The following is a 23,040-nucleotide window of genomic DNA, read 5'->3' on the forward strand; positions in this document are numbered from 1 at the left end:
CGGAGCATAGCACAGCCTGGTAGTGCACCTGGTTTGGGACCAGGGGGTCGTAGGTTCGAATCCTACTGCTCCGACCACTTAAAATAATATTTTAAGATCGGCGAAGTATCGCATGATAAGCATCATCGGTTAAGCGCCTGTAGCTCAGTTGGATAGAGCATCCGCCTTCTAAGCGGATGGTCACAGGTTCGAATCCTGTCAGGCGCGCCACTCGGTAGCTTGGTACATAGAACTATTTGATGGTGGATGTAGCTCAGTTGGTAGAGCCCTGGATTGTGATTCCAGTTGTCGCGGGTTCGAATCCCGTCATTCACCCCAATTTCGGAGCATAGCACAGCCTGGTAGTGCACCTGGTTTGGGACCAGGGGGTCGTAGGTTCGAATCCTACTGCTCCGACCATATTTAAAAGCGTTCAAGCTTTAAAAATATCCCAAATATTAAAAAGAATTTCTTCTTATCTTATAGATAGAAGGAATTTTTTTTGTTTTCTATTTCAAAATTTTAATTCAAATGCCCTCCAATATTTGAACTCGTATTCCTTATATACATATAACCTCTATTCTCTATTACTGATATTTTTGTCTTAACTCATCTTTTTCTTCATCTGATAAAAATGCGATTTTAAGTCCATTTTCTTGAGCTGTATAAATTTGTTCAGGGGTTAATCCTGCCAATGGGGCAGCACTTAAATATTCATGTTGTATCTCAATGCCTTCTACAGCAGGGTCATCCGTATTAATAGTGGCAAGAACACCATGCTCTAAAAAAGTCTTTAATGGATGTTGTACCAATAAAGGTACTGTGTTGGTTTGAATGTTCGAAGTCAGGCAAGACTCAATACCAATCTCATGTTTAGCTAAATAATCTAACAGCTTCAAATCTTGAACCGCTTTAACACCATGTCCAATCCGTTCAGCACCTAATTCTTGAATTGCTTGCCAAATACTTTCTGGACCAGCAGCTTCTCCTGCATGTACCGTAATGTGCCAACCTGCATCACGTGCTTTTTTAAAGTGATCAATAAATAAGTTGCCCGGAAAACCAAGTTCGTCTCCAGCAAGGTCTAAAGCTTTAATATCATTTTTATGGGTAAGTAGGGCATTTAATTCTTTTTCGCAGGCTTCTTGACCAAAAGTACGACTCATGATGCCAATTAAATTCGCTTTTACCCCGTAAGTCTGACTGCCTTCTTTCACACCAGCAATAACCGCTTCAACAACTCCCTCAAGCGGTAGTTGATGCGTCATGCCCATGTAACCTGGTGAGAAACGAAGTTCTACATAGTCTAGGCCTTGTTGTGCAGCATCTTGCATGTTTTCAAATGCAATTCGTTTACAGGCATCTAAACTCGCTAATACTTTTACTCCCCAATCCAACTTCGATAAAAAACTTAATAAGTCAGGTTGGTTGTCAATCACTTGTACGTGGGGGCGTAAAGATTCAATGTCGTAGGCAGGCAAATCTAAATGGTATTGTTGCCCTAACTCTAAAATGGTTTGAATACGGATGTTGCCATCAAGGTGGCGATGAATATCTGTAAGGGGAAGTGTTTTTGTAATCATAGGTTTCTTCTTATCTGTTCATATCAATTCATCATGCCTGTTTAGGGGCACTGATAAAAGTTTGGATTTGCTATGTTTTTGTGAAAAGGGGTTTAGTTGAGTTTTTTGAACTTAAGATATTCGTTTAAGTTTTAATTTTGATGACATTGTTCTGGCCTAAGAAGATAACGCAGTCTGTGTAAGATACAAGCACTAAGATTTTTATTGTTTTTAATCTCGCTGAGCCTGTCTACTGTTGACTCTTTAACAATGGATTGGCTAAAGAATGGTCATTGGTATTTCGTCTGTTACTTGTAAAGATGAGCAAAGGCTTGCTAAAGACCAAACTGATAAGGCGATTAATTTATCTGTAGAAATCTATTTCTGGCAAGTAAATGAAAAGAAGAAATAGGAAGCGTTCAAATGAAGTCGGTACTTTGTCATCAAGCAAAATTAGAAGTGGTGGACCAACCGAAATTAACTCCTACAAAAGGACAGGTGTTATTAGAAGTGGTTCGATGCGGGATTTGTGGCTCTGATTTGCATATGCAACATCACTGCGACCACATGCATGATTTAGCTGCACGTGTCGGGTTTAATGGTTTAGCAAAATCTACTGATCCGTTTGTACTGGGACATGAGTTTTGTGGCAAAGTTTTGGATTATGGCCCAAAAACTCGTCATAAATTTAAAGCAGATACACTTGTTTGTGCGATGCCTCTTTTGAATGTAGACCAGCATGGTTATTTATCTACGGGGCTTTCTCCAAATGCTTCGGGTGGTTATGCCGAGCAAGTATTGGCTCAATCAAGCTTGATGTTTGAAGTACCCAATGGTCTAGATGCAGATAGTGCGGCCATGACTGAACCTATGGCTGTTGCATTGCATGCTGTTCGCCGTAGCCGTGTGAAAACTGGTGAACCTGCGATTGTAATTGGCTGTGGTCCTGTCGGGTTAGGTGTCATATTAATGCTTAAAGCTGCTGGGGTTAAAACTGTGGTTGCCAGCGACTTTTCACCAAACCGCCGTAAGCTTGCCGAGCAATGCGGTGCTGATATTGTGGTAGATCCGAAAGAAACATCGCCATTTGCCAACTGGAAAGAGTTTGGTTTGCTTGGCAATGTATCTGATGCAATTAATATGGGCATGGGGCTGTTTGATAAGTTACAAGCGACGCGCTTACCTTGGTGGCATGGGTGGCGCATGATTGATAAGTTAGGCGCTTTGCCAAAACGTCCTGTTGTTTTTGAGTGTGTGGGCGTACCGGGTGTTTTACAGCAAATTATTGAAGGTGCACCTTTGTTTTCCCGAATTGTTGGGGTGGGCGTGTGCATGCAAAGTGACAAAATAGAACCTGCACTTGCGATTAATAAAGAGTTAGAAATTCAATTTGTGTTGGGCTATACACCGCTTGAGTTTAGAGACGCTCTACACATGATTGCTGAGGGTAAAGTGAACTGCTCACCACTGATTACAGGTGTTGTCGGTTTAGAGGGTGTTACGAGTGCATTTGAAGCGTTACGAGACCCTGAACAGCATGCCAAAATTTTGATTGACCCGACACGTCGTGGTTCTGATATTCAATTGATGAGTCATTAATACAAAGTCATTTACGCTTAACTAAAAAGGTTGTGATCTGGTCAATCACAACCTTTTTTTATGAGTATAGATCGCAATATTGGGTGTTCAATAATAGCTATAGAGCTGTGTTACTTTTTAGCTGCTCTAATTCGTGGTGAATCCAATCGACAAATTTCTGAATGGTCGGTGTGATGTCTTGGCTTGAATGAATAAGGTAGTACTTTCGGCTGCCTTTTAGTTTTTTATTGGAAACAATTACCAGTTCTTTTTTTTGTAGTTCAGACTCAATCAACATTTGTGGAATTAAAGCCATTCCCATGTCATGGCTGGCGGCCACAGCAAGCATTGAAAATAACTCATGACGTTGTCCATCAAAAGGCTTTGGATGTTGCATGTGATGAGTCAGAAACCATTCTTGCCAAATGCTAGGCCGAGTGGTTTGTTGTAGCAGGGGAATTTTAAGTAAATCTTCTGGGCTTAAATCATAGGTATTTTCATTGATCATGATGGCATCTGGAAAATACTTTTCGATCAGCCTTGGTGAGCAAACAGGTACAATTTCTTCATCCATTAAATAATGGGCTTGTATGCCGGGCCAGTGGTCAATTTGCTGCTGCGTACCTGCAAAAATAGCTGCATCAAAAATATTGTCATTAAATAAAAATGGCTTGGTACTGGTCTCTAAGTGAACCGTAATTTCAGGGCATTTTTGATTTAAAAGATGAAGTTTGGGTAATAACCAACGCGTAGCAAATGTGGGAACCACACCTAATTTTAATGTACCACCTAACCCCTTATGAGAAATGACATCGGCGGTACATTTCTCTAGCCCTAACAAGTAGGGTTTAATGCTTTTAAAATATTGTTGGCCTGCAATGGTCAGTTCAACGCCATGCCGAGTACGTATGAATAATTCAACGCCCAAGAAATCTTCTAACTGCTGAATTTGGCGAGAGACCGCGCTTTGGGTAATGCATAACTCTTGCGCAGCATAGGTATAACTTAGATGTTTTGCTGCACTTTCAAAGCAAATTAAACCCTGAATGGACGGGATACTTCTTCGCATAAATAAATCCTTTTATTTGTCGTCATATTTCAAAACAGCATATGACCTAAATGCAGATATCTAAGTTTAGTATAAAAATAAGCCATTTTTAATGAAATACAACGAATTAAATATCTAAATTTAATACGTCATATTTTAAATATGCGTAAGTCGCATATCTGCATGAACATTTATCGTTTGATTACTGCATTTTTCACGCATAACATCGAGTTAAATAAAGAAGATCAAATCAAGCAGAGGATGCGATGAATCACATGGTGACAACAAAAAAAGCAAAAGTTCAATTTAACTGGCAAGACCCTTTTTTAATTGAGCAACAGCTTACCGAAGATGAGCGCATGATTCGTGATGCGGCTCATGCCTATTGCCAAGAACGTTTGCAACCGCGTGTACTTGAACAATTCCGTCATGAAAAAACAGATCCATCTATTTTCCGTGAAATGGGAGAGCTTGGCTTACTGGGTCCAACCATTCCTGAGCAATATGGCGGTGCGGGTTTGAACTATGTGAGTTATGGCTTGGTTGCGCGTGAAATTGAATATGTGGATTCAGGCTACCGCTCTATGGCGAGCGTGCAAAGCTCATTGGTGATGGTCCCAATTAATGAATTTGGTACCGAAGAACAAAAGCAAAAGTACTTACCTAAACTGGCCACTGGTGAATATATTGGTTGTTTTGGTTTGACCGAACCTGATCATGGCTCAGACCCGGGCAGTATGATTACCCGTGCTAAAAAAGTTGACGGTGGTTACCGTTTAAGTGGCGCAAAAATGTGGATTACCAACAGTCCGATTGCCGATGTATTTGTCGTCTGGGCAAAAGAAGTTTCTGCTGAAGGTAATGTTGGTGATATTCGAGGCTTCATTTTAGAAAAGGGCTGGGAAGGGCTATCTGCGCCTGCCATTCATGGCAAGGTCGGTCTACGTGCATCAATTACGGGTGAAATTGTGATGGATAACGTTTTTGTACCTGAAGAAAATGCATTCCCTGAAGTTCGAGGATTACGTGGTCCGTTCACTTGCCTAAATAGTGCCCGCTATGGCATTGCATGGGGCGCAATGGGCGCTGCCGAGTTCTGTTGGCATACTGCGCATCGATATACAATGGACCGAAAACAGTTTGGCCGTCCGTTGGCTGCAAATCAGCTGATTCAAAAGAAACTGGCAGATATGCAAACTGAAATTGCATTAGGTTTGCAAATAGCTTTACGTTTTGGGCGTATGAAAGATGAAGGCATTGCGTCAGTTGAAGGCACATCTTTAATTAAGCGTAACAACTGTGGAAAGGCGCTTGATATTGCCCGCATGGCACGTGACATGATGGGTGGAAACGGTATTAGTGACGAGTTTGGTGTAGCACGTCATTTGGTTAACCTTGAAGTCGTAAATACCTATGAAGGTACACATGACGTTCATGCCTTAATTTTAGGTCGTGCACAAACAGGTATCGCGGCATTTAGTAACTAACTCATTAATTTTTAAAAGATAGAGGTGTTCTTTCGAGAGCACCTTTAGGGATTTTTACGCAAAAATTTATGGATAATGACAAGATTCATCGTAAGGATGCTCATGTAAAGATGCGCCTCTGTGTACTTAAAACTAAATGTAAGATTATGAAAATTATAGAAGATTAAGTCATACAGAAAACATAAGTAGGCTATCGATGACTCATTTGGGAAAATGAGGAACTAAAGATGAACAATGACGTTCAAGTAATATCGAAAGAGTTAAGAAATACATTTCCAAGTAATCTTGGAACATATGAAAAGATCGGACCTCATACATGGAAATGGGCGTTGTTATTTGCCTATTTTGCGATGGTGGTCGATGGCATTGATATTATGCTGCTGTCTTATAGCTTGACCAGTTTAAAGGCAGAGTTTGGTTTAAGTACCTTTCAAGCAGGTGCATTGGGTAGTGCTTCCTTGGCAGGTATGGGCGTTGGCGGTATTTTAGGTGGCTGGGCATGTGACAAGTTTGGTCGTGTAAGAACCATTGCCAACTCAGTGACCTTCTTTTCAGTAGCGACTTGTTTATTAGGTTTTACGCAAAGCTTCGAGCAATTTATGGCTTTACGCTTTATTGGTGCTTTAGGAATCGGAGCACTCTATATGGCCTGTAATACCTTAATGGCTGAATATGTGCCAACCACTTACCGTACAACCGTATTGGGCACGTTACAGACTGGTCAAACGGTAGGTTATATTGCTGCGACGTTATTAGCAGGGGCGATTATTCCGGATCATGGCTGGCGTGTTTTATTTTTTCTGACCGTGGTGCCTGCTTTTGTTAATATTTTCCTACAACGATTTGTGCCAGAGCCAAAATCTTGGCAGCTCACTAAAATTGAAAGCTTGCAAGGCAACAGACAGCCTCAAGAAATTGTAGCGACTGATAAACCCAAAAGTAGCAGCATCTATAAGCAAATTTTTAATAACTTTAAGCACCGTAAAATGTTTTTGTTGTGGATGACTACAGCATTCTTCTTACAGTTTGGCTATTACGGTATTAACAACTGGATGCCAAGTTATTTAGAAACAGAAGTGCATATGAACTTTAAAAACTTAACCAGTTATATGGTGGGTTCATATACCGCAATGATTCTAGGCAAAATTTTAGCGGGTTATCTTGCTGATAAATTTAATCGCCGTGCTGTTTTTGTGTTTGGAACAATTGCCAGTGCCGTGTTCTTGCCAATCATTATTTTCTTTAATACGCCTGACAATATTTTGTATTTATTGATCACCTTTGGCTTCCTATATGGCATTCCATACGGTGTGAACGCGACCTATATGGCTGAAAGTTTTTCAACTGATGTGCGCGGAACAGCCATTGGCGGTGCTTATAACATTGGTCGTGTTGGGGCAGCTATTGCACCAGCTACCATTGGTTTCTTGGCATCGGGCGGTACGTTTACCATGGCCTTTATTGTAATGGGCGCTGCGTATTTTGTTGCGGGTGTATTGCCAGGCCTATTTATTAAAGATCGTCAGTACGATCCTCAAAAACAATCATAAACAATGACAGGAAGGTGCGTTGAGTACCTTCTAAAAAGATAAGGGTATCGTTATGGGTGCATTACAAGGAATTCGAGTTTTAGATTTAAGTCGTGTGCTTGCGGGGCCATGGTGTGGGCAAATCTTGGCAGACCTTGGCGCAGAAGTGATTAAAATTGAACGTCCTAGAGTTGGCGATGACACTCGCATGTGGGGGCCGCCATGGATGCCCGATCAAGACGGAAACATGACCCGTGAATCTGGCTATTTTCAGTGTACCAACCGTAATAAATATTCTGTTGCCGTGGACATTACTACACCCGAAGGTCAGGCTTTAATTTATGAAATTGCTAAGACTGCCGATGTTGTAATTGAAAACTACAAGACAGGATCTTTGGCTAAATATGGTTTGGACTATGCCTCATTAAGTGAGCTCAACCCCAATCTTGTTTATTGCTCGATTACCGGTTTTGGGCAAGATGGTCCGCGTGCGGAAGAACCCGGTTATGACTTTATTATTCAGGGTATGTCTGGCTTAATGAGCATTACCGGTGAACCTGATGATGTCACAGGCGGTGGTGCGCAAAAGGTTGGTGTGGCTGTGGTAGACATTCAAACTGGATTGTATTCAACCATTGCCATTCAAGCGGCCTTAATTGCACGTTCGCACACAGGGCGTGGTCAATATATTGATATGTCACTACTTGATGTGCAGGTTGCGGCACTGGCAAATCAGGGAATGAACTATTTAGCCTCAGGTAAAGCACCACAGCGCATGGGTAATCAACATCCAAGTATTGTGCCGTATCAAACTTTTAAGGCTAAAGATAAAGAATTTATTATTGCTTGCGGTAACGACAAACAGTTTAAAGATTTGTGTATTGCGATTGGTTATCCAGAGTTACTCGAAAATGAAAAATTTGTGCGTAATCAAGACCGTGTAAAGTATCGAAATGAACTGATTCCTTTATTGTCGGAGTACTTTTTGCAGAAAACTGCCAAAGAATGGGTTGAGATGATTCATGCTTTAAAAGTACCTGTAGGTGTTATCAACTCTATTGAAGATGCTTTGGATGAACCACAAATTGTGCATCGTAATTTGGTGGTCAATATTCCCCATCGTTTAAATGAAAACTTCCAAACGATTGGCTCACCAATGAAGCTGTCTGATACTCCGGTTGAATATCATCATGCACCGCCAGAGCTTGGTGAACATACTGCTCAAATCTTATCGAGATTTAAAACAGCAGAGGAGCTGGCTACGTTAAAAGAGAAAGGCATTATTGATGGGAAAATTGCTTAAGTTATTGCCGTTTTTAATGTGATTCAATTTTAATGAAAACTGTGATTTGCAATAAATCACAGTTTTTTATTGGAAAATAAGAGCCTTAATATTTAAAAATAAGTGGCAACTCTGGTCTGAAATCATGAATCATTCCTTGAGGTTCATGATCAAAACTGATTTCCATTAAATGCTCTGATCCATTTGTCACTTCAAAACTATCAAGCGTATTGAAGAGTAACGAAGTAGGGTGCTGTTCGAGGTTTGGAATAGAAACTTTGATAGAAGTTATTTCTGATAAATCTTTGCTATGAACAAGTGGTTGTTGTTTTTCTTTCGCAGCAAGGTCTGGTCGTGAAGCAAATGAAAGGAAGAACCACATTGGCTCAGATACCACAGAATCTTTAGCAACATTTACTTCTAAGCTGGCTGGTAAATAGCTTGGCTTGTAAACCCAATGAGGAAATTTTGCGCCGTTATCATCTCTATTTTTAGGGCGAAAACAAATACCAAAAGGGGATGCGATATTGTCTTTCGCACTTAGGCGCTCAAAGAGCAGGGTTGGATTGGTTAGATCACTTGAAGCTTCTTCTGGGTTATTTAAAAAGATTAATTCGATAAAGCTATTTTTAAAGAAAAAGCGTCTGTTTTCTGTACCTTGACCCGGATGCTTATTGGATGAGCCTTCTGTTAGACCAAATTTTTTTAAAGTTTCAGCTTCGGGAGCGCCTGATTGTACACAAATAAAAATATGGTCCACTTCCATTTTAAGTTCTCATGCTAATGTTGATGAATATTAAATAATTGATTAATAGAATTTTTCATATTTATTGCAAGGGCCTCATCGAAGCCATCGACTAAAAAGCGGCTAATGAGGCCTTCAATCACCGTATAGATCAGCTCAGATAAAGCTTCACCATTGGGTATATTGCAGTTTTGTGCAATCAGTACTTTAATCCATTGTTTATGGGCTTTAGAAATAGAAATAATGTCTTGATCATCTTGGTTAGATTCAGCGACTGCTCTTACAAATAAACAGCCTTTAAAAAAATCTTGCCTAAACCAATTGGTATGCCAATCAAGAATTTTATTGATGGCTTCTAACCCCGTTGCATCTCCCACATAGCCTAAAAGACTTTGCTTAAACCGTTCATCACGAGCAATCAGTACAGACTGAACCAGTTGATTTTTATTTTTATAGTACGTGTACATGGTGGTTTTGGAACAACCGGATTCATCGCGAATCAGGTCGACGCCAACCCCGACAAAACTATTTTCGTTAAATAACTTCTCGGCTGTATCTAATATTTTTAAGGCAGATTTTGACATGTGTCTTTTCCAAAAAATAAAATAGTACAGATCTGTACTATTTAGGATTTTATCTATATGCTTTTTAAAAAGCAACTTTTTGTTTGAGGAATAAAACCTATGTTCTCGATCTTTTATGGCAAAGAAAAACTGGCTCCATCGCCCAATAAAATTGATATTTTAAGAAGTCTTATTGGGGGTACAGTCAGTATTTTTATACTTCTGTGGTTGAGTAAGCTCACACACAATATTTTTATCATGGCGCCGTTTGGTGCGACCTGTGTTTTGCTCTATACCGTGTCGCAGTCTCCTTTAGCACAGCCGAGAAATATCATATTTGGGCATCTTATCTCGGCTTTTGTGGGTTTGTTTTTTCTAAAATTTGTGGGTGTTTCTATTTTTACAATTGCATTTTCAGTGGGCTGTGCCATTGCACTTATGCAAGTGTTTAAGTGTGTTCATCCACCTGCGGGTGCCAATCCTTTGGTTATTTTGCTCACCGCGAGCAGCATACATTACCAGTGGAGTTTCTTAATTTTTCCTGTTTTGGTTGGCGCCGTTTCTTTAGTTTTGGTGGCGATGCTGATTAATAATATTAAAGCGAGCACCAAGTGGCCGATGTATGGCTTGGGAATTTTAAATAGTAAAAAGTAGGGAAGGCATGAAGTATTTTGAGCTGAAAAATAATAAAAGTATTCACTATGCCAAGATAGTGAATACTTTTGAGTAAAATTATGATTTTTTAGAAATACGTTCTTCGATGGCAAATTTGAGTAGAGAAGCACTGCGGTAAAAACCATGTGCGAACTTTCCAAATGGCATCGTTATAAAGAAGGTCATGACCGTAGCTAAATGGAAAATCAGTAAAAGTGCCATGTAAGGTGTATTACGAAATGCCATGAGAGCTAAGCCTGAAGCACTGACTAAAATTAAAAGGAAAATAAAGCCTCGATCTACAGGTTTTTGCTCGTGGTCACCATGTAATGGATGACGTTTAAGATTTAAATAGAGCAAGCCAGATGGCCCAATCACTAAGCCAAGCCCACCTAAAGTGCCCAGAATAACAGGTAAGCTAAAGAAAGGATAAGGTGCGTGTAGCTCGAGGAAGTAGTGATATAAAGTCGCTACACCTGTGGCTGCAAAGCAGAGCATAAAGCCATAAAACGTCAGGTGATGGAATACGCGACGGATTTGTGTGTAACGGTCATCTTGTTCATTACAACCTTTGCCATGCCCACCATCTAAATATTTAAGCGTTAATACATTTTGGGTGGCTTGAACTAGATCAGGTTTCTCAACTTTGCCATGAATGACTTTAGATGTTTGTCGCCAGAATTTGCTAATTCCAATACCGAGCAGCACAATGGCAACTGTAAAGGTCGCTCCAAAAAGTAGAGCTAAAAAGTTATGCGGGAAAATCGCATAGAAATTACCTTGGTAGCCTGCAAATAGGTCGGTGCCTTTGTACCACACCACAGCTAACATACATAAAAAGAAAATAAGTGTTAATGCCGAGACAAAAGGAATCCCGACAGACTTATAAAGTCGGCCTAAAGGCTGAGGTGTAGCAAACTCTTGGTAAGTTTCTAAACGTACTTGTGCCATTGCTTGTGGAATATTTACACCAAACTCATGTGGTGGGGCGTATTGGCAAGCATGTAGACATGCACCACAGTTATGGCACAGGTTTGCGAGGTAATGAATATCGGCTTGATTAAACTCAAGGCGCTTGGTCATGGCCGCAAATACAGCACAAAATGACTCGCAGTAGCGACAAGCATTACAAATCTGTAGCGCTCTTTGAACTTCCTGCTCATGGTCAGAGAGCTGAACAACTGGAATTAGGGCTTTAGTGCTAGCATTCATGTTCAACTCCTTGTGAAAGTGCATAGTGGGCTGCATTTTTTCCGGCAATGCGTCCAAAGGTCGTGCCAATCGACATGCCGACCCCTGCGGTATAACCCTGACCGAGTACGTTACCTGCCATCATTTCACCTGCGACAAACAGATTGCGGCTGGCTTTATTGTTAAAACGTACAGCAGCATTGTCTTCGACTTTTAAACCTAAATAGGTAAAGGTAATGCCGGGTTTGAGGGCATAGACATAGAAGGGTGGTTTATCAAGCGGAACTGCCCAATGGGTTTTATTAGGAACAATATTTTGGGTGGTGCAGTCATCTAAAACCGTGTGGTTAAAGGTGCCTTGTATGCAGGCTTGGTTAAATTCTTCTACGGTGTGGCATAAGGTTTTTGCATCTAGCCCGATTTTTTCAGCTAGTTCTTGAATGCTATTTGCTTTTACACCCGCAAACACAGGTGGCATAAAGCGCCCAATGGCTTTTGAATCAATAATCGAATAGGCAATTTGCTGCGGCTGTTTGGCCACAAGACGGCCCCAAATTGCATAACGTTTTGGCCAGAAGTCTTCGCCTTCATCGTAAAAACGTTCAGCTTTGTTATTGACCACAATACCTAATGAAACGCAGTCAATACGGGTACAGATGCCGCCATCATATAACGGTGCTCGTGCATCTACGGCCACGCAATGTGATTGCGATGGGTCACCAATAATATCGGCGCCTTGATCTATCATAAATTTGAGTAAGTTACCTTGATTAAAGCGGGTTCCGCGAATAATGAAATTATCGGCAGGCCATTCGCCGTTTTCATTTTGTCCCCATGCTTCTCTTAACCATTCCAGATTTGACTCAAAACCACCTGCGGCTAATACACAGCTTTTCGCTTTAAACACACGACCATCTTCAGCAATTGCAGCTTCAAAATGTCCTTGGTTTAACTTTAGATCTTTAATTTTTGTGTTGTATAAAATTTCGATGCCAAGTTCTTGAGCACTACGGTAATACGCATTAATGAGAGCTTTACCACCACCCATAAAAAAGGCATTGGTACGTGCAACATGCAAAGCACCAGAGAGTGGCGGCTGAAAATTCACACCGTGTTTACGCATCCAGTCACGGCAGGTCGCCGTGCTACGAATCACCAGACGAGCTAAGTGCTCATTAGTTTTTCCTGCGGTCACTTTAAGTAGGTCTTGCCAATATTCTTCTTCGGGGTAGGCATCTACTAATACATCTTGAGGAGCATCATGCATGCAGCGAAGGTTACGGGTGTGTTGTGAGTTACCACCACGCCATTCTTTAGGTGCTGCTTCTAGCACCAGCACAGACGCGCCACTTTCTTTTGCCGTGAGCGCGGCACACAGTGCGGCATTCCCACCACCAATTACAATCACATCATGCATGGATTTCTCCCTTTCTCAGCTAGGGCTAATGTAGCTTTAAAAGAGAGGGTGAAGTGAGAGGCTAAGCTTGAATGGGTGTTTAGTAAAAATAAACACTAACGGCTTAAGTGTTTATGAGCTCCGCACCAGGCCAGCGTTTTTCATTAATCAGGTTGGTCACACAGGCACGAATCACCACTTTAGTGGCTAAAGTAGCAGGCGAAATTTCTTCTTCAGAGAGACTAATTAAATAGTTAATACGTTCAATGGCAGGTTCTACAACACGCAATAAACATAAGTCTTGCCGTGAATTTAATGCTGCACCCGCAGGTTGAATGGTTGCCATTTCGAGTTGGCTGATGCTTTCCATTAATAAATGTAGCCCATCAATTTCATAGGCCACTTTAAGTTGATGAATTTTTTGTTCGAGCAACAAACGCAGCCCATGTCGTTGGCTCGGTAAAATCAGTGGAAGTTCTTTCAGCTGTGGATGGGTAATGGTTTGAGTGTCGATACAGCTTTCAAGGTGGTACTGGCTCAGTACTTCTTTAGGCGAAATTAAAAACATCTGTTCTTTGACTAAAGGCTGTATCGCCCACTGCGGGTCTACATCGTCACTAAAGATGATAGCAACATCGAGCTGTCTTGCATTAACTAAGGCTTTGAGATCACCCGATAACCCTTCAATTAAACGTACTTTAATGTCGGGATAACGATTTCTCATGAGTTTTAAAAAATGCGTACCAATAACCGCTGCAACACTCGGAGAAAATCCGACGGTAACATGACCACTTAAACGTGAAGAATGAGCAGAATCTACGGCATGATCTAGATGCCTAAGCGCTAGTTGAACCTGTTGAAAAAAAGCTAGACCCGCAGGGGTGGGAACTGTACCGAGGGCGGTGCGTTGTAAAAGGCGAATGGAGAGTTCGCTTTCTAATTTTGAGATTTGCTGACTTAAAGCAGACGTTCCAATATCGAGATTTTTTGCAGCTTTACCCAAGCTTCCTGACTCGATCACTGCAATAAAATACTTTAATTGTTTGAGTTCCACGGCAAATACTACATTGACCTTTATTGATTATTCTACACTGGTTTATTGCTATACATTTTGTTCTATTACGCTGAGTAAACCACCAAAAGAGTAAAGGCAACATCACCTCAAGATGTTGCCTTTTAGAGCTTTTATTGTTTAACCTGCTCAAGACCCTGTTCTTCAATAATTTGTGTTGCTTGTGGTGACTTCACAAATTTGATGAGTTCTTTTGCGACTTTTTCATGTTCAGAGTTTTTACCAATGCCAGCAGCAAACACGGTGACTTTCTGATAAGGCGCAGGAATTGGACCGACTAAATCAACCTGACCATATTGACCAGTAAAAGGTTTGATTTCACTAATTTGCTGGAAACCAATATCAAACTGACCTTCAGCAATACGCTTTGCAACACGATCACCTACTACTTTTTCAGCTTTACCAGAAATCACTTTGTATTCCACAGGCGGGAAGCTTGGGAAAACATCTTTTTCAAGATGCGTGCCGCTTGCACTTGCTGAATAGCCGATGTGCTTGGCATTTAATAAAACCTTTTCGAATTTTTCAGCAGAACTAATGTCTGGTTTTGGCGCACCTTTTGGAACAGCCATACCAATGCTTGAATTAACCAAAGCACTTTGCGAATTTGGATCTACATAACCCTTTTCTGCGAGCTTGTTCAGTTCAGGAGCCGCTAACACTACGACATCAAAATGTTCACCGCGATCGAGTCGGTTTGGAATCGCCGTTGGCGATGCACCCATGGATGAACCAGACGAGAGATGAACGTTATGGCCAGTTTGCTTTTCAAATATTGGAATGAGTTTTTCCATAGATGAATAAAAACCGCCTGAGCTAATCACTTCGAGTGTATCTGCGTTAGCAAGGGTCGAGCCTAAGCCTGCACCAGCTAGGCAAATGGTCATGAAGATAGGGGACTTTTTCATAGTATCTCGCTTTAATGATAGGAGAGCACAGTACGGCAGCAACATGCGCCGTACTGTTCATTAAAATTTCAGGTTAAGTTGTTGTTTTAAGCGCTAACCTTCACAGGTTCAGCAATTGCGTCAGTATTTTTCTGTTTAGAACCACGGCATAGATATAAGCTTGAGATCAGGCTACATACCGCTGCTAACATCAGCCAGAATGCTGGTGTACTTGCGTTACCTGTGTGTTCAACTAGATATGTACATGCAATTGGAGTCATGCCACCAAAAATAGCTGCTGCAAGACTAAAAGCTAAAGAGAAGCCGACTGTACGTACACGCTTTGGCATCACTTCCGCGAGGGTTGCGACCATGGTGCCGTTGTATAGACCAAAGAAGAATGAGAAGTAAGCAAGCGTAATAATCAGATTGGTGAAACTAATGTCACTCACCAACCAGCTTAAAACTGGGTAAGTGGTAAAGATGGCAAGTGTCGTAATGCCGACTAAAACAGGACGACGACCAATTTTGTCTGATAGTAAGCCACCCATTGGCAACCAGAAGAAGTTCGACAAACCAACAAACACAGTCGCTAAAAGGCTATCTGTTACCGACATTTCTAAAGTACGTTTTGCATACACCGTGGTGTAAACCGTAATGAAATAGAACGTTGTTGTGGTCATGGCACTCATCATCATGCCCGCAAGTACGATGCGCCAGTTGCTCGCAAGCGTGCTGAAAATTTCTTTGGTCGATGGATGAGTTTTTTGAGCTTTAAAGTCTTCAGTTTCCTCTAATGTACGGCGGAACAAGAAGATTAAAGGAATAATTAAACAACCAATTAAGAACGGAATACGCCAGCCCCATTCACCCACTTGAGCATGAGTTAAAATGGTGTTGAGCCAGTAGCCAAGTAATGCTGCAAACACAACCGCAATTTGTTGGCTGCCAGACTGCCAGCTGGTAATAAATCCACGGTTTTTATCTGTTGCAATTTCAGCTAGATAAATGGATACACCGCCAGATTCAACACCTGCCGAGAAGCCTTGTAATAGTCGCCCAATCACCACCAAAATTGGCGCAATAATACCAATGGTCTCATAACCCGGCACAAAGGTAATTAAGATAGTTCCGATTGCCATAAGGCTCAAGGTCACAATAAGACCTTTACGTCGCCCAACTCTGTCGACATAAGCGCCCAAGAAAATAGCGCCGAGAGGACGCATAAGAAAGCCCGCAGCAAATACGGTAAATGTCATCATTAAAGAGACATATTCATTTTCAGAGTGGAAAAATTTTGCTGCGATATAAGTGGCATAGAAACCAAAAAGAAAAAAATCGTACTGTTCTAAAAAGTTGCCACTCGTTACATTTAATATTTTTTTAAAAGTAGCCCTACGGTTATTCACGACATCCATTGGAGACCTCCTTGGCCTGACAAAATGGAAACATTCACGATCTTCAATAGAGGGCCTTAAATCGACTCATTCAATAAACCTAAATAGCAAATGGGTTAGAGATAAGATTTAAAGGTGTCCTTTGTAGAAAATGTGATGCCTTGTTTCCAGTTCAAACTACACATCTATAATTCGATAAACAGAAATTCACTTATCATTCAGATGAAAATGTAATCTTAAAAAGCAGGAGGGAGTGAGAGGGCAAAATTAATTAGGTCTTTAATAAAACTAATGACCCTTTATAAAATAATTTCAGAACATGGCCAAATTTGGTTTTGAATCAACTCTTTCACACAGGCTTTGATTGCCGACTTTGCTGCGAGTGCCGCCGGTGATAATTCCTCTTCGGCAAGGCTGACTAAGTAATTGATTCGCTCAACTTCAGGATCAATCAATTTAAGTAGTTGAAGCTTATGTTTGTACTCTTGTAGACAAGCACTTCCGGGACGTACGCTGGCAAGGTCGAGGTGAATCAGGCTATCCATCAGCAAGTGCAGGCCATCAATTTCATAGACGACATTGAGTTGTCCAATCTTGTGCTCAAGCAGTTTTCTTAAACTGTGGCGCTGACGTGGTAGGACTAAAGGAATATCACCAATTTGTTGAGACCGAATAATGCCGCTTTGGATGCACTCAGCAAGGCCATATTTTTCGAGCACTTCTTTTCGTGCCATTAAATACATTTGCTCGCGTACCAAGGGTTGTATGGACCATTGCTTGTCAATTTCATTGGTAAAAATAATGGCAATATCAAGCTGACGCGAGTTGATTGACTGAATGAGATTGCCCGACAGCGTTTCCACAATCTCTAGGCGAATGTCTGGATAGCGTTCAGACATTAATTTCATTAAAGGGATGCCAATTAAAGCGGTAATAGTAGGTGGAAAACCAAGACTGACATGGCCTGAAAGCCGTGCCGAATGAGCAGCATCTACCGCAAAGTTAATCTGACGTAAAATCAGTTGAGAATGTTTTAAAAAGGCGAGGCCTGCGGGAGTTGGGGTCACACCAAAAGCATTACGCTGTAATAGGCGAATGCTTAGCTCTTGTTCTAGCTTACTAATTTGTTGACTGATTGCTGACGCACCGACATCGAGTTTTTGAGCAGCTTTACCAATACTGCCTGCTTCAACCACCGTCAAAAAATATTTTATTTGCTTGATTTCCATAATAAATGTATTCGCTCATCATCCTTGATTTATAGAGATATGAAGGATTGGGAAATCTATCATGCGCTTTAATATTAACAGCAATAAATACAAAAGTTTCTTAAAAAATTATCTGAAAGTTTTAAATCATCATTGTCTTTAATCTTGAGTTCAAAGGGACTTATCTCATTTCAGAGAGGCAATCTTATAATTTTTAATATGGCATCCACAGTCAACGATTTGGCGTTTGGGGCTAAGCGCACCACTCAAAATCTAAATAAAGTGAACAATCAAAATAAAAAAATCCAGGATGGATCCATGATTTTTGTAGTAAGAAATAGAACATTAGTATTGGGAATAGCTTCAATTTGTACAAGTGCATTACATGCTGCTGCATTTGATAAAACAGGCCAATCCGTATCAGCATTTTTACAACCGGGAAATTACTTTGAAGCCAGTTTAGGTGTGACAGATACTGATTTAAAAGGAGTGGAATCTGGTACTAACCCTTCACATCAATCAATTTCCGATATTGCCAATACAGATTATCGACCGACTGCGGCTTTAAAATTACAGTTGGCACCGCAGTATTCATTTGGGTTGCTTTACGATCAGCCTTTTGGTGCTGACACCGAATATTCAGGACTAAATGGCTTTGTCGCAACGCCGAAAGACACAGTTATGCTTCCTAGTATTACGGCTACAAGCCTTGCAAAGGCTACTTCTGGTCAAGTTCCTACAGGAAATGCAAAATCGGAATTTGATATTCAAAGTTTCAGCTTCATTGCAGGATATCAGCCTAATAAAAACTGGAATATTTTTGCCGGACCGGTTTATCAAACCTTCAAAAGTCAGGTCAATTTAAGAGGCAATGTATTTAGTCTTTATAATGGCTATGACTTTCAAACTAAAACTGTGGGTGATTGGGGGTGGTTAGCTGGACTGGCTTATCAAATTCCTGAAAAGGCCGTTAAAGTTTCGCTTACCTATCGTTCAGCCATTACCCACAAAGTAAACGCAACTGAAAATGCTCCGTTAATAGATATGTTAACGACTCAACAAGGACGCGATTTAGTTAGCCAACATCTCGACTATATGATTTCTATCGGGCAGATGACCGAGCAAAAGAAAAACTATTTAAATCACATTATTTCAGAGTTACCCAATAGCGAAGGCTCTGGCACAACCAAATTTAAATCTCCAAACTCAGTGAATTTAGAATTTCAAACAGGTTTACGCCAAGGAACTTTATTGTTTGGGAGCTTGCGCTGGGTAAATTGGAGTGATTTGGCGCTACAACCTTACCGTTTTGGTGAAATTTCAAAAGTTATTGGGGGATTATCAACACCAAGCCGTCCAGAAGGGTTTAATTTGGTTCGTTATGATGATGACCAATGGACTTTAAATTTAGGACTAGGGCAACGTTTTTCACCTAAATGGCTAGGTTCTTTGTCATTGGGCTGGGACTCGGGAGCAGGCGATAAAGTTTCAACGGGTGGCCCAACCAAGGGATATTACAACTTAGGAGTGGGCGCCCAATACAGTCCAACATCGCAATACTTTATTTCTGGTGGTGTGAAATATTACTGGTTAGGCGATGCAAAAGCTCAGCTTGGCGCACAGGCAGGCAGTGACTATTATGTGGGTGAGTTTAAGGATAATCACTCTATAAGCTATGGCTTAAAAATAGGATATAAATTTTAAAATTAAATCATTCATTTATAAGGTTTTAATTACATGAATAAAATCATCAAAAACGGCATATTTTTAGGGTTATCGACTTTGATTGCAGGTTATGGAACTGTCCTTCATGCCGAAGTAAATCCATCTAATTTACCTACTGTCTCACAAAAAGCATTAACGATTATTGATGGGCAAACAGAATGGTTAAGTAAGGTTTATAAAGATATTCATGAGCACCCTGAATTGGGATTTATGGAAACGCGTACCTCTGCCATTGTTGCCAAAGAGCTTAAGTCATTAGGGTTTGATGTTAAAACCGGAATAGCAAAAACAGGTGTGGTTGGAATTTTAAAAAACGGTGATGGGCCAACGGTCATGTACCGTGCCGACATGGATGCCAATACTGTTCAAGAAGCGACTGGCTTACCTTATGCAAGTAAAGTGCGGGTAAAACTTGACGATGGAACCGAAACGCCTGTTGCACATATGTGTGGTCATGATGCGCATGTAACATGGATGCTCAGTATGGCAAAAACCTTAGTCACTTTAAAAAAGGAATGGAGCGGAACTATTATTTTAGTCGCACAACCTGCTGAAGAGCCTATAACGGGGGCTAAAGCCATGGTGACTGATGGTTTGTGGACGAAATATAATTTACCAAAACCTGATTATTTCTTTGCAGTGCATACCACACCAGCACCTGTTGGAGTCGTCATTAATGCACCAGGACCACGTATGGCGGGAACCGATCAGCTCGATGTTTTATTTAAAGGTGTGGGTGGACATGGCTCCTTGCCGATGCTCACCAAGAACCCAATTAGTATGGCGGCAAATGCAGTAACTCAATATCAAACTATTATGGGTAACGCAGTCGACCCTCAACAAGCAGCAGTTTTATCGATTGGATCGATCCAAGCTGGAAATTCGAATAACGTGATTCCTTCTACTGCACTGGTCAAAATGAACTTGCGCTGGTTTGATCCAAAAGTACGCGAAACCATGTTAAATAACATTAAGTTCATGAGTGAAGGTGCTGCCGAAATGCAGGGCATGGGTAAAGATCAATTGCCTACTTTTACCTTTAAGGGTTCAAGTACGCCTGTAGTCAATAATAAAGAGTTCTCTGCGCGTTTAAATGGACCACTAAAAGCTTTGCTAGGCGACAAACATGTTCTAACTGATTATCCCGCCGTTATGGGTTCTGAAGATGTTCACCATCTCTTAGGTGATCAAAAAGACATTCCATTTAACTTTATGTTCATTGGCGTGGCAGATCCGGTTGTGTTTGCCAGTGCAGTCAAGCAAGGCAAACCTGTGCCTTATATTCCGCATAGTCCAAACTATGTTGTAGATTTAAAAGCCTTGCCTGTCGGGGCTAAAGTCACCACTGTGTCTATGCTCGAACTATTAAATAAAAAATAAGATGCTCATAAAAAAAGATGCACATGGAGGCATCTTTTTTTATTTAAAATTTTGAGAAACTTAAGAACAAGACAGATGTTTTTCTCGATAGTGTAGCGGTGATAAATCTGTCCAGCGTCGAAAAGCGCGGGTAAAACTACTCACATCGGTAAACCCAAGAATATAGGCAATTTCGGTAATATTGTGGCTTGAATTTTTGATATAAGACAAAGCCAGTTCGTGCCGTGTATTGTCGAGTAGCTCGCTATAAGAGGTATTTTCTGCCGAAAGTTTGCGTTGCAGACTCCGTATACTTAAGCCTAAACTTTTCGCAACGTCTTGCTGTTGAAAGTCACCTGTAGATAATTTTTCAATGAGTTTTACTTTCACACGAGCCAATATGTTTTCTTTATCAAATCGAGCCAGATAACGATTAATAATCTCATCATATTCTTGGGTAAGGTGTGGATTCCCACCATCTAAAGGCTGCTCTATGGTTGCCGTGTCAAACACAATCATGTCTTTGGGTGCATTAAACACAATCGGGGCTTTTAAAATACTCTGAAAAGTTTCCAGATCTTGTGGCTTTGAGCGTCTCAGCTCAATGCGTAAGGGCGAAAAAACAGAACCCTGTAACGCACGACTTGAACGAATAAAAACAGAGATAAAAGCATCGATAGATTCGGGTTGAACTTCGTCGGGAACATGAATAACGAAATAATGATTTTTGTCATCTCCATAAAATTCAAGTTCAGGAATGTCGGTCACTATACGGAAGTAACGAATAATTCTTAAAAACATTTCTTTTAGGGTGGTGCTGGTAATGAGTGAATGGCCCAACACATGAAATGTATTTTGGTTGACTTGGCTAGCAACTTTAAGGCCAAAGCACGAGTCCTGAGTCGCTTGAACGGCTAGTTTCCATAAATTTGCTGTGTTTTTTAATGAATAGCGTGCATCTGGATCATTTAGGGCCTGTACATCTAAACCTGCTTGTTTTAATAAAGGTTGGCTATCCACACCTGCTTTCTCAAGCGCTTTTTGAATCGCTTTAACCCAGCTAGCCAGTGCCGTTGCTGTCTGTGGCATGTTATGTCCTATAACTTGTGACTCATATTCCTGTTAACAGTATAAAAGATTCAAAACTAAAAAAACTTTTGTTTGTTTTGAATATTTTTATTTTTGGCATCCATAGCCAATAGATTGGCGTTTCGAGCTAAGCGTACAAACATAGATATAAATAAAGTAGGGGCATGAGAAAACTGAGGAATAACGGATGACCTACATATATAAAAATCCTGCTGGAATGACCGATAGCGAAAAAACGGAACACATTAAAAAAGTGGTCACAGCGGAAGGCGTGGCTTTACGCAAGCGCCATCCCATTTTGAACCATCAAAACGCAATAGGGGCGATGATTCTATTTGTTTCCCTTGTTGGAATGATTGCTACAGCCGTACTCTATATCAATCATCAGCTTTCAGCTTGGTTCGCAATTCCAATTATTGCGTTTTTTGCATCTCTTACCCATGAGTTAGAACACGACCTCATTCACTGGATGTATTTTAGAAAAAAACCATGGGCACATCATTTAATGATGGGCTTAGTGTGGTTAGCTCGCCCAAGTACCATTAACCCGTGGAAACGCCGTGAGCTGCATTTTAATCATCATAAAAATTCAGGCACTGAAGTCGATTTAGAAGAAAGAGCTTTAACCAATGGAGAGCAGTGGAGCATTCGCCGACTCGTCGCGATTGGTGACAATGGTTTTGCAGTTTTGCTACGCATTATGGCTGCAAATAATTGGACGGTTAGAAAAGTAATTTTTAAACGTGCATTTATGGCTTATTTTCCGCTAGGAATTATTCACTGGTCGCTGTGGTATATCTTTTTAGGCTTCCATGCAGTTGATATGGTTTCAAGCTTGGCAAATGCACCGATTGCATGGTCAGCTACAACGCTAAATGTTATGCATGTGATTAATATTTTGACTGTGGTGTGGATTGCGCCAAATGTGCTGCGTACCTTCTGCCTGCACTTTGTGACAAGCAATATGCATTACTACGGTGATGTTGAATTGGGCAATGTGATTCAACAAACTCAAGTATTAACGCCGTGGTGGATGATGCCGTTTCAACTGTTTTGCTTTAACTTTGGCTCAACACATGCCATCCATCATTTTGTGGTGAAAGAGCCTTTCTATATTCGCCAAATGACCGCGCCAGTTGCCCATAAAGTCATGCGTGATATGGGAGTGCGGTTTAACGATGTCGGAACATTTAAAAGAGCGAATCGTTGGAATGTAAATAATTTATCTGAATCGAATACTTAAAAGTAGATTCTTAACTCGCTTGAATGGACTGAGTTCTGCATCTAGG

General features: G+C 40.9%; 19 protein-coding genes and 4 tRNA genes. 12 read left to right on the top strand and 11 right to left on the bottom strand.

The features are described from left to right. From AC07M3_RS15010 to AC07M3_RS15025, 4 genes are all read left to right on the top strand, one after another. Window positions 1-77, top strand: a tRNA-Pro gene (locus AC07M3_RS15010). Window positions 78-133: 56 nt separating this feature from the next. After that, a tRNA-Arg gene (locus tag AC07M3_RS15015) sits at window positions 134-210 on the top strand. A 32-nt stretch (window positions 211-242) separates the two neighbouring features. After that, window positions 243-318: transfer RNA gene (locus tag AC07M3_RS15020), tRNA-His, on the top strand. Window positions 319-322: 4 nt separating this feature from the next. Beyond that, a tRNA-Pro gene (locus tag AC07M3_RS15025) sits at window positions 323-399 on the top strand. 167 nt (window positions 400-566) lie between these two features. Here AC07M3_RS15025 and add read toward each other — a convergent pair. Further along, complete coding sequence (gene add, locus AC07M3_RS15030) at window positions 567-1,562, bottom strand: adenosine deaminase (protein ID WP_494567656.1); 996 nt, start codon at window positions 1,560-1,562, stop codon at window positions 567-569. 402 nt (window positions 1,563-1,964) lie between these two features. Between add and AC07M3_RS15035 the strand changes: the two genes are divergently transcribed. Further along, complete coding sequence (locus AC07M3_RS15035; protein ID WP_494567657.1) at window positions 1,965-3,140, top strand: zinc-binding dehydrogenase; 1,176 nt, start codon at window positions 1,965-1,967, stop codon at window positions 3,138-3,140. Window positions 3,141-3,237: 97 nt separating this feature from the next. Here the strand turns inward: AC07M3_RS15035 and AC07M3_RS15040 are convergent, their stop codons facing one another. Beyond that, window positions 3,238-4,188, bottom strand: a complete 951-nt coding sequence (locus tag AC07M3_RS15040) for a LysR substrate-binding domain-containing protein (protein ID WP_494567658.1) — start codon at window positions 4,186-4,188, stop codon at window positions 3,238-3,240. A gap of 245 nt (window positions 4,189-4,433) precedes the next feature. Between AC07M3_RS15040 and AC07M3_RS15045 the strand changes: the two genes are divergently transcribed. The 3 genes from AC07M3_RS15045 (at window position 4,434) to AC07M3_RS15055 (ending at window position 8,486) form a co-directional block, all read left to right on the top strand. Then, window positions 4,434-5,654, top strand: a complete 1,221-nt coding sequence (locus AC07M3_RS15045) for an acyl-CoA dehydrogenase (protein WP_494567659.1) — start codon at window positions 4,434-4,436, stop codon at window positions 5,652-5,654. 227 nt (window positions 5,655-5,881) lie between these two features. Further along, window positions 5,882-7,204 (top strand): MFS transporter, encoded by a 1,323-nt coding sequence (locus AC07M3_RS15050; RefSeq protein WP_494567660.1) that lies wholly within the window; start codon window positions 5,882-5,884, stop codon window positions 7,202-7,204. Between the two features lie 52 nt (window positions 7,205-7,256). After that, window positions 7,257-8,486 (top strand): CaiB/BaiF CoA transferase family protein, encoded by a 1,230-nt coding sequence (locus AC07M3_RS15055; protein ID WP_494567661.1) that lies wholly within the window; start codon window positions 7,257-7,259, stop codon window positions 8,484-8,486. Window positions 8,487-8,571: 85 nt separating this feature from the next. Here AC07M3_RS15055 and AC07M3_RS15060 read toward each other — a convergent pair whose 3' ends face one another. Both AC07M3_RS15060 and AC07M3_RS15065 read right to left on the bottom strand, forming a co-directional pair. Beyond that, on the bottom strand, window positions 8,572-9,231 hold the full coding sequence (locus AC07M3_RS15060; protein ID WP_092710161.1) for a VOC family protein: 660 nt from the start codon (window positions 9,229-9,231) through the stop codon (window positions 8,572-8,574). A gap of 14 nt (window positions 9,232-9,245) precedes the next feature. Then, window positions 9,246-9,794: a TetR/AcrR family transcriptional regulator gene (locus tag AC07M3_RS15065; protein WP_092710163.1), complete on the bottom strand. Its 549-nt coding sequence runs from the start codon at window positions 9,792-9,794 to the stop codon at window positions 9,246-9,248. 99 nt (window positions 9,795-9,893) lie between these two features. On the opposite strand from AC07M3_RS15065, the gene AC07M3_RS15070 reads away from it, so the two are divergent. Further along, entirely contained in the window at window positions 9,894-10,427 is a 534-nt protein-coding gene (locus AC07M3_RS15070) for an HPP family protein (RefSeq protein WP_033846700.1), read from the top strand. Window positions 10,428-10,505: 78 nt separating this feature from the next. Here the strand turns inward: AC07M3_RS15070 and tcuB are convergent, their stop codons facing one another. From tcuB to AC07M3_RS15100, 6 genes are all read right to left on the bottom strand, one after another. Next, window positions 10,506-11,639 carry a tricarballylate utilization 4Fe-4S protein TcuB gene (tcuB, locus tag AC07M3_RS15075; RefSeq protein WP_494567662.1) on the bottom strand — a complete coding sequence of 378 codons (1,134 nt, stop codon included), beginning with the start codon at window positions 11,637-11,639 and terminating at the stop codon, window positions 10,506-10,508. Next, complete coding sequence (gene tcuA, locus AC07M3_RS15080) at window positions 11,629-13,035, bottom strand: FAD-dependent tricarballylate dehydrogenase TcuA (protein WP_494567663.1); 1,407 nt, start codon at window positions 13,033-13,035, stop codon at window positions 11,629-11,631. Before tcuA ends, tcuB begins: the two co-directional genes overlap by 11 nt. Window positions 13,036-13,138: 103 nt before the next feature. After that, complete coding sequence (locus AC07M3_RS15085; protein ID WP_080026359.1) at window positions 13,139-14,068, bottom strand: LysR family transcriptional regulator; 930 nt, start codon at window positions 14,066-14,068, stop codon at window positions 13,139-13,141. A gap of 131 nt (window positions 14,069-14,199) precedes the next feature. After that, on the bottom strand, window positions 14,200-14,994 hold the full coding sequence (locus AC07M3_RS15090; RefSeq protein ID WP_494567664.1) for a substrate-binding domain-containing protein: 795 nt from the start codon (window positions 14,992-14,994) through the stop codon (window positions 14,200-14,202). Window positions 14,995-15,080: 86 nt separating this feature from the next. Next, complete coding sequence (locus AC07M3_RS15095; RefSeq protein ID WP_132072173.1) at window positions 15,081-16,391, bottom strand: MFS transporter; 1,311 nt, start codon at window positions 16,389-16,391, stop codon at window positions 15,081-15,083. 278 nt (window positions 16,392-16,669) lie between these two features. After that, on the bottom strand, window positions 16,670-17,599 hold the full coding sequence (locus AC07M3_RS15100; protein WP_092710174.1) for a LysR family transcriptional regulator: 930 nt from the start codon (window positions 17,597-17,599) through the stop codon (window positions 16,670-16,672). Window positions 17,600-17,896: 297 nt separating this feature from the next. Here AC07M3_RS15100 and AC07M3_RS15105 point away from each other — a divergent pair, with 297 nt between their 5' ends. Beyond that, window positions 17,897-19,282, top strand: a complete 1,386-nt coding sequence (locus AC07M3_RS15105; RefSeq protein WP_494567665.1) for a long-chain fatty acid transporter — start codon at window positions 17,897-17,899, stop codon at window positions 19,280-19,282. Between the two features lie 33 nt (window positions 19,283-19,315). Continuing rightward, entirely contained in the window at window positions 19,316-20,683 is a 1,368-nt protein-coding gene (locus AC07M3_RS15110) for an amidohydrolase (RefSeq protein ID WP_494567666.1), read from the top strand. Between the two features lie 60 nt (window positions 20,684-20,743). Here the strand turns inward: AC07M3_RS15110 and AC07M3_RS15115 are convergent, their stop codons facing one another. Then, window positions 20,744-21,751, bottom strand: a complete 1,008-nt coding sequence (locus AC07M3_RS15115) for an AraC family transcriptional regulator (RefSeq protein ID WP_494567667.1) — start codon at window positions 21,749-21,751, stop codon at window positions 20,744-20,746. A 217-nt stretch (window positions 21,752-21,968) separates the two neighbouring features. On the opposite strand from AC07M3_RS15115, the gene AC07M3_RS15120 reads away from it, so the two are divergent. Then, complete coding sequence (locus tag AC07M3_RS15120) at window positions 21,969-22,994, top strand: fatty acid desaturase (protein ID WP_494567731.1); 1,026 nt, start codon at window positions 21,969-21,971, stop codon at window positions 22,992-22,994. Window positions 22,995-23,040 lie beyond the last annotated feature (46 nt).

This window comes from Acinetobacter sp. GW821-FHT09D10 (assembly GCF_059416285.1).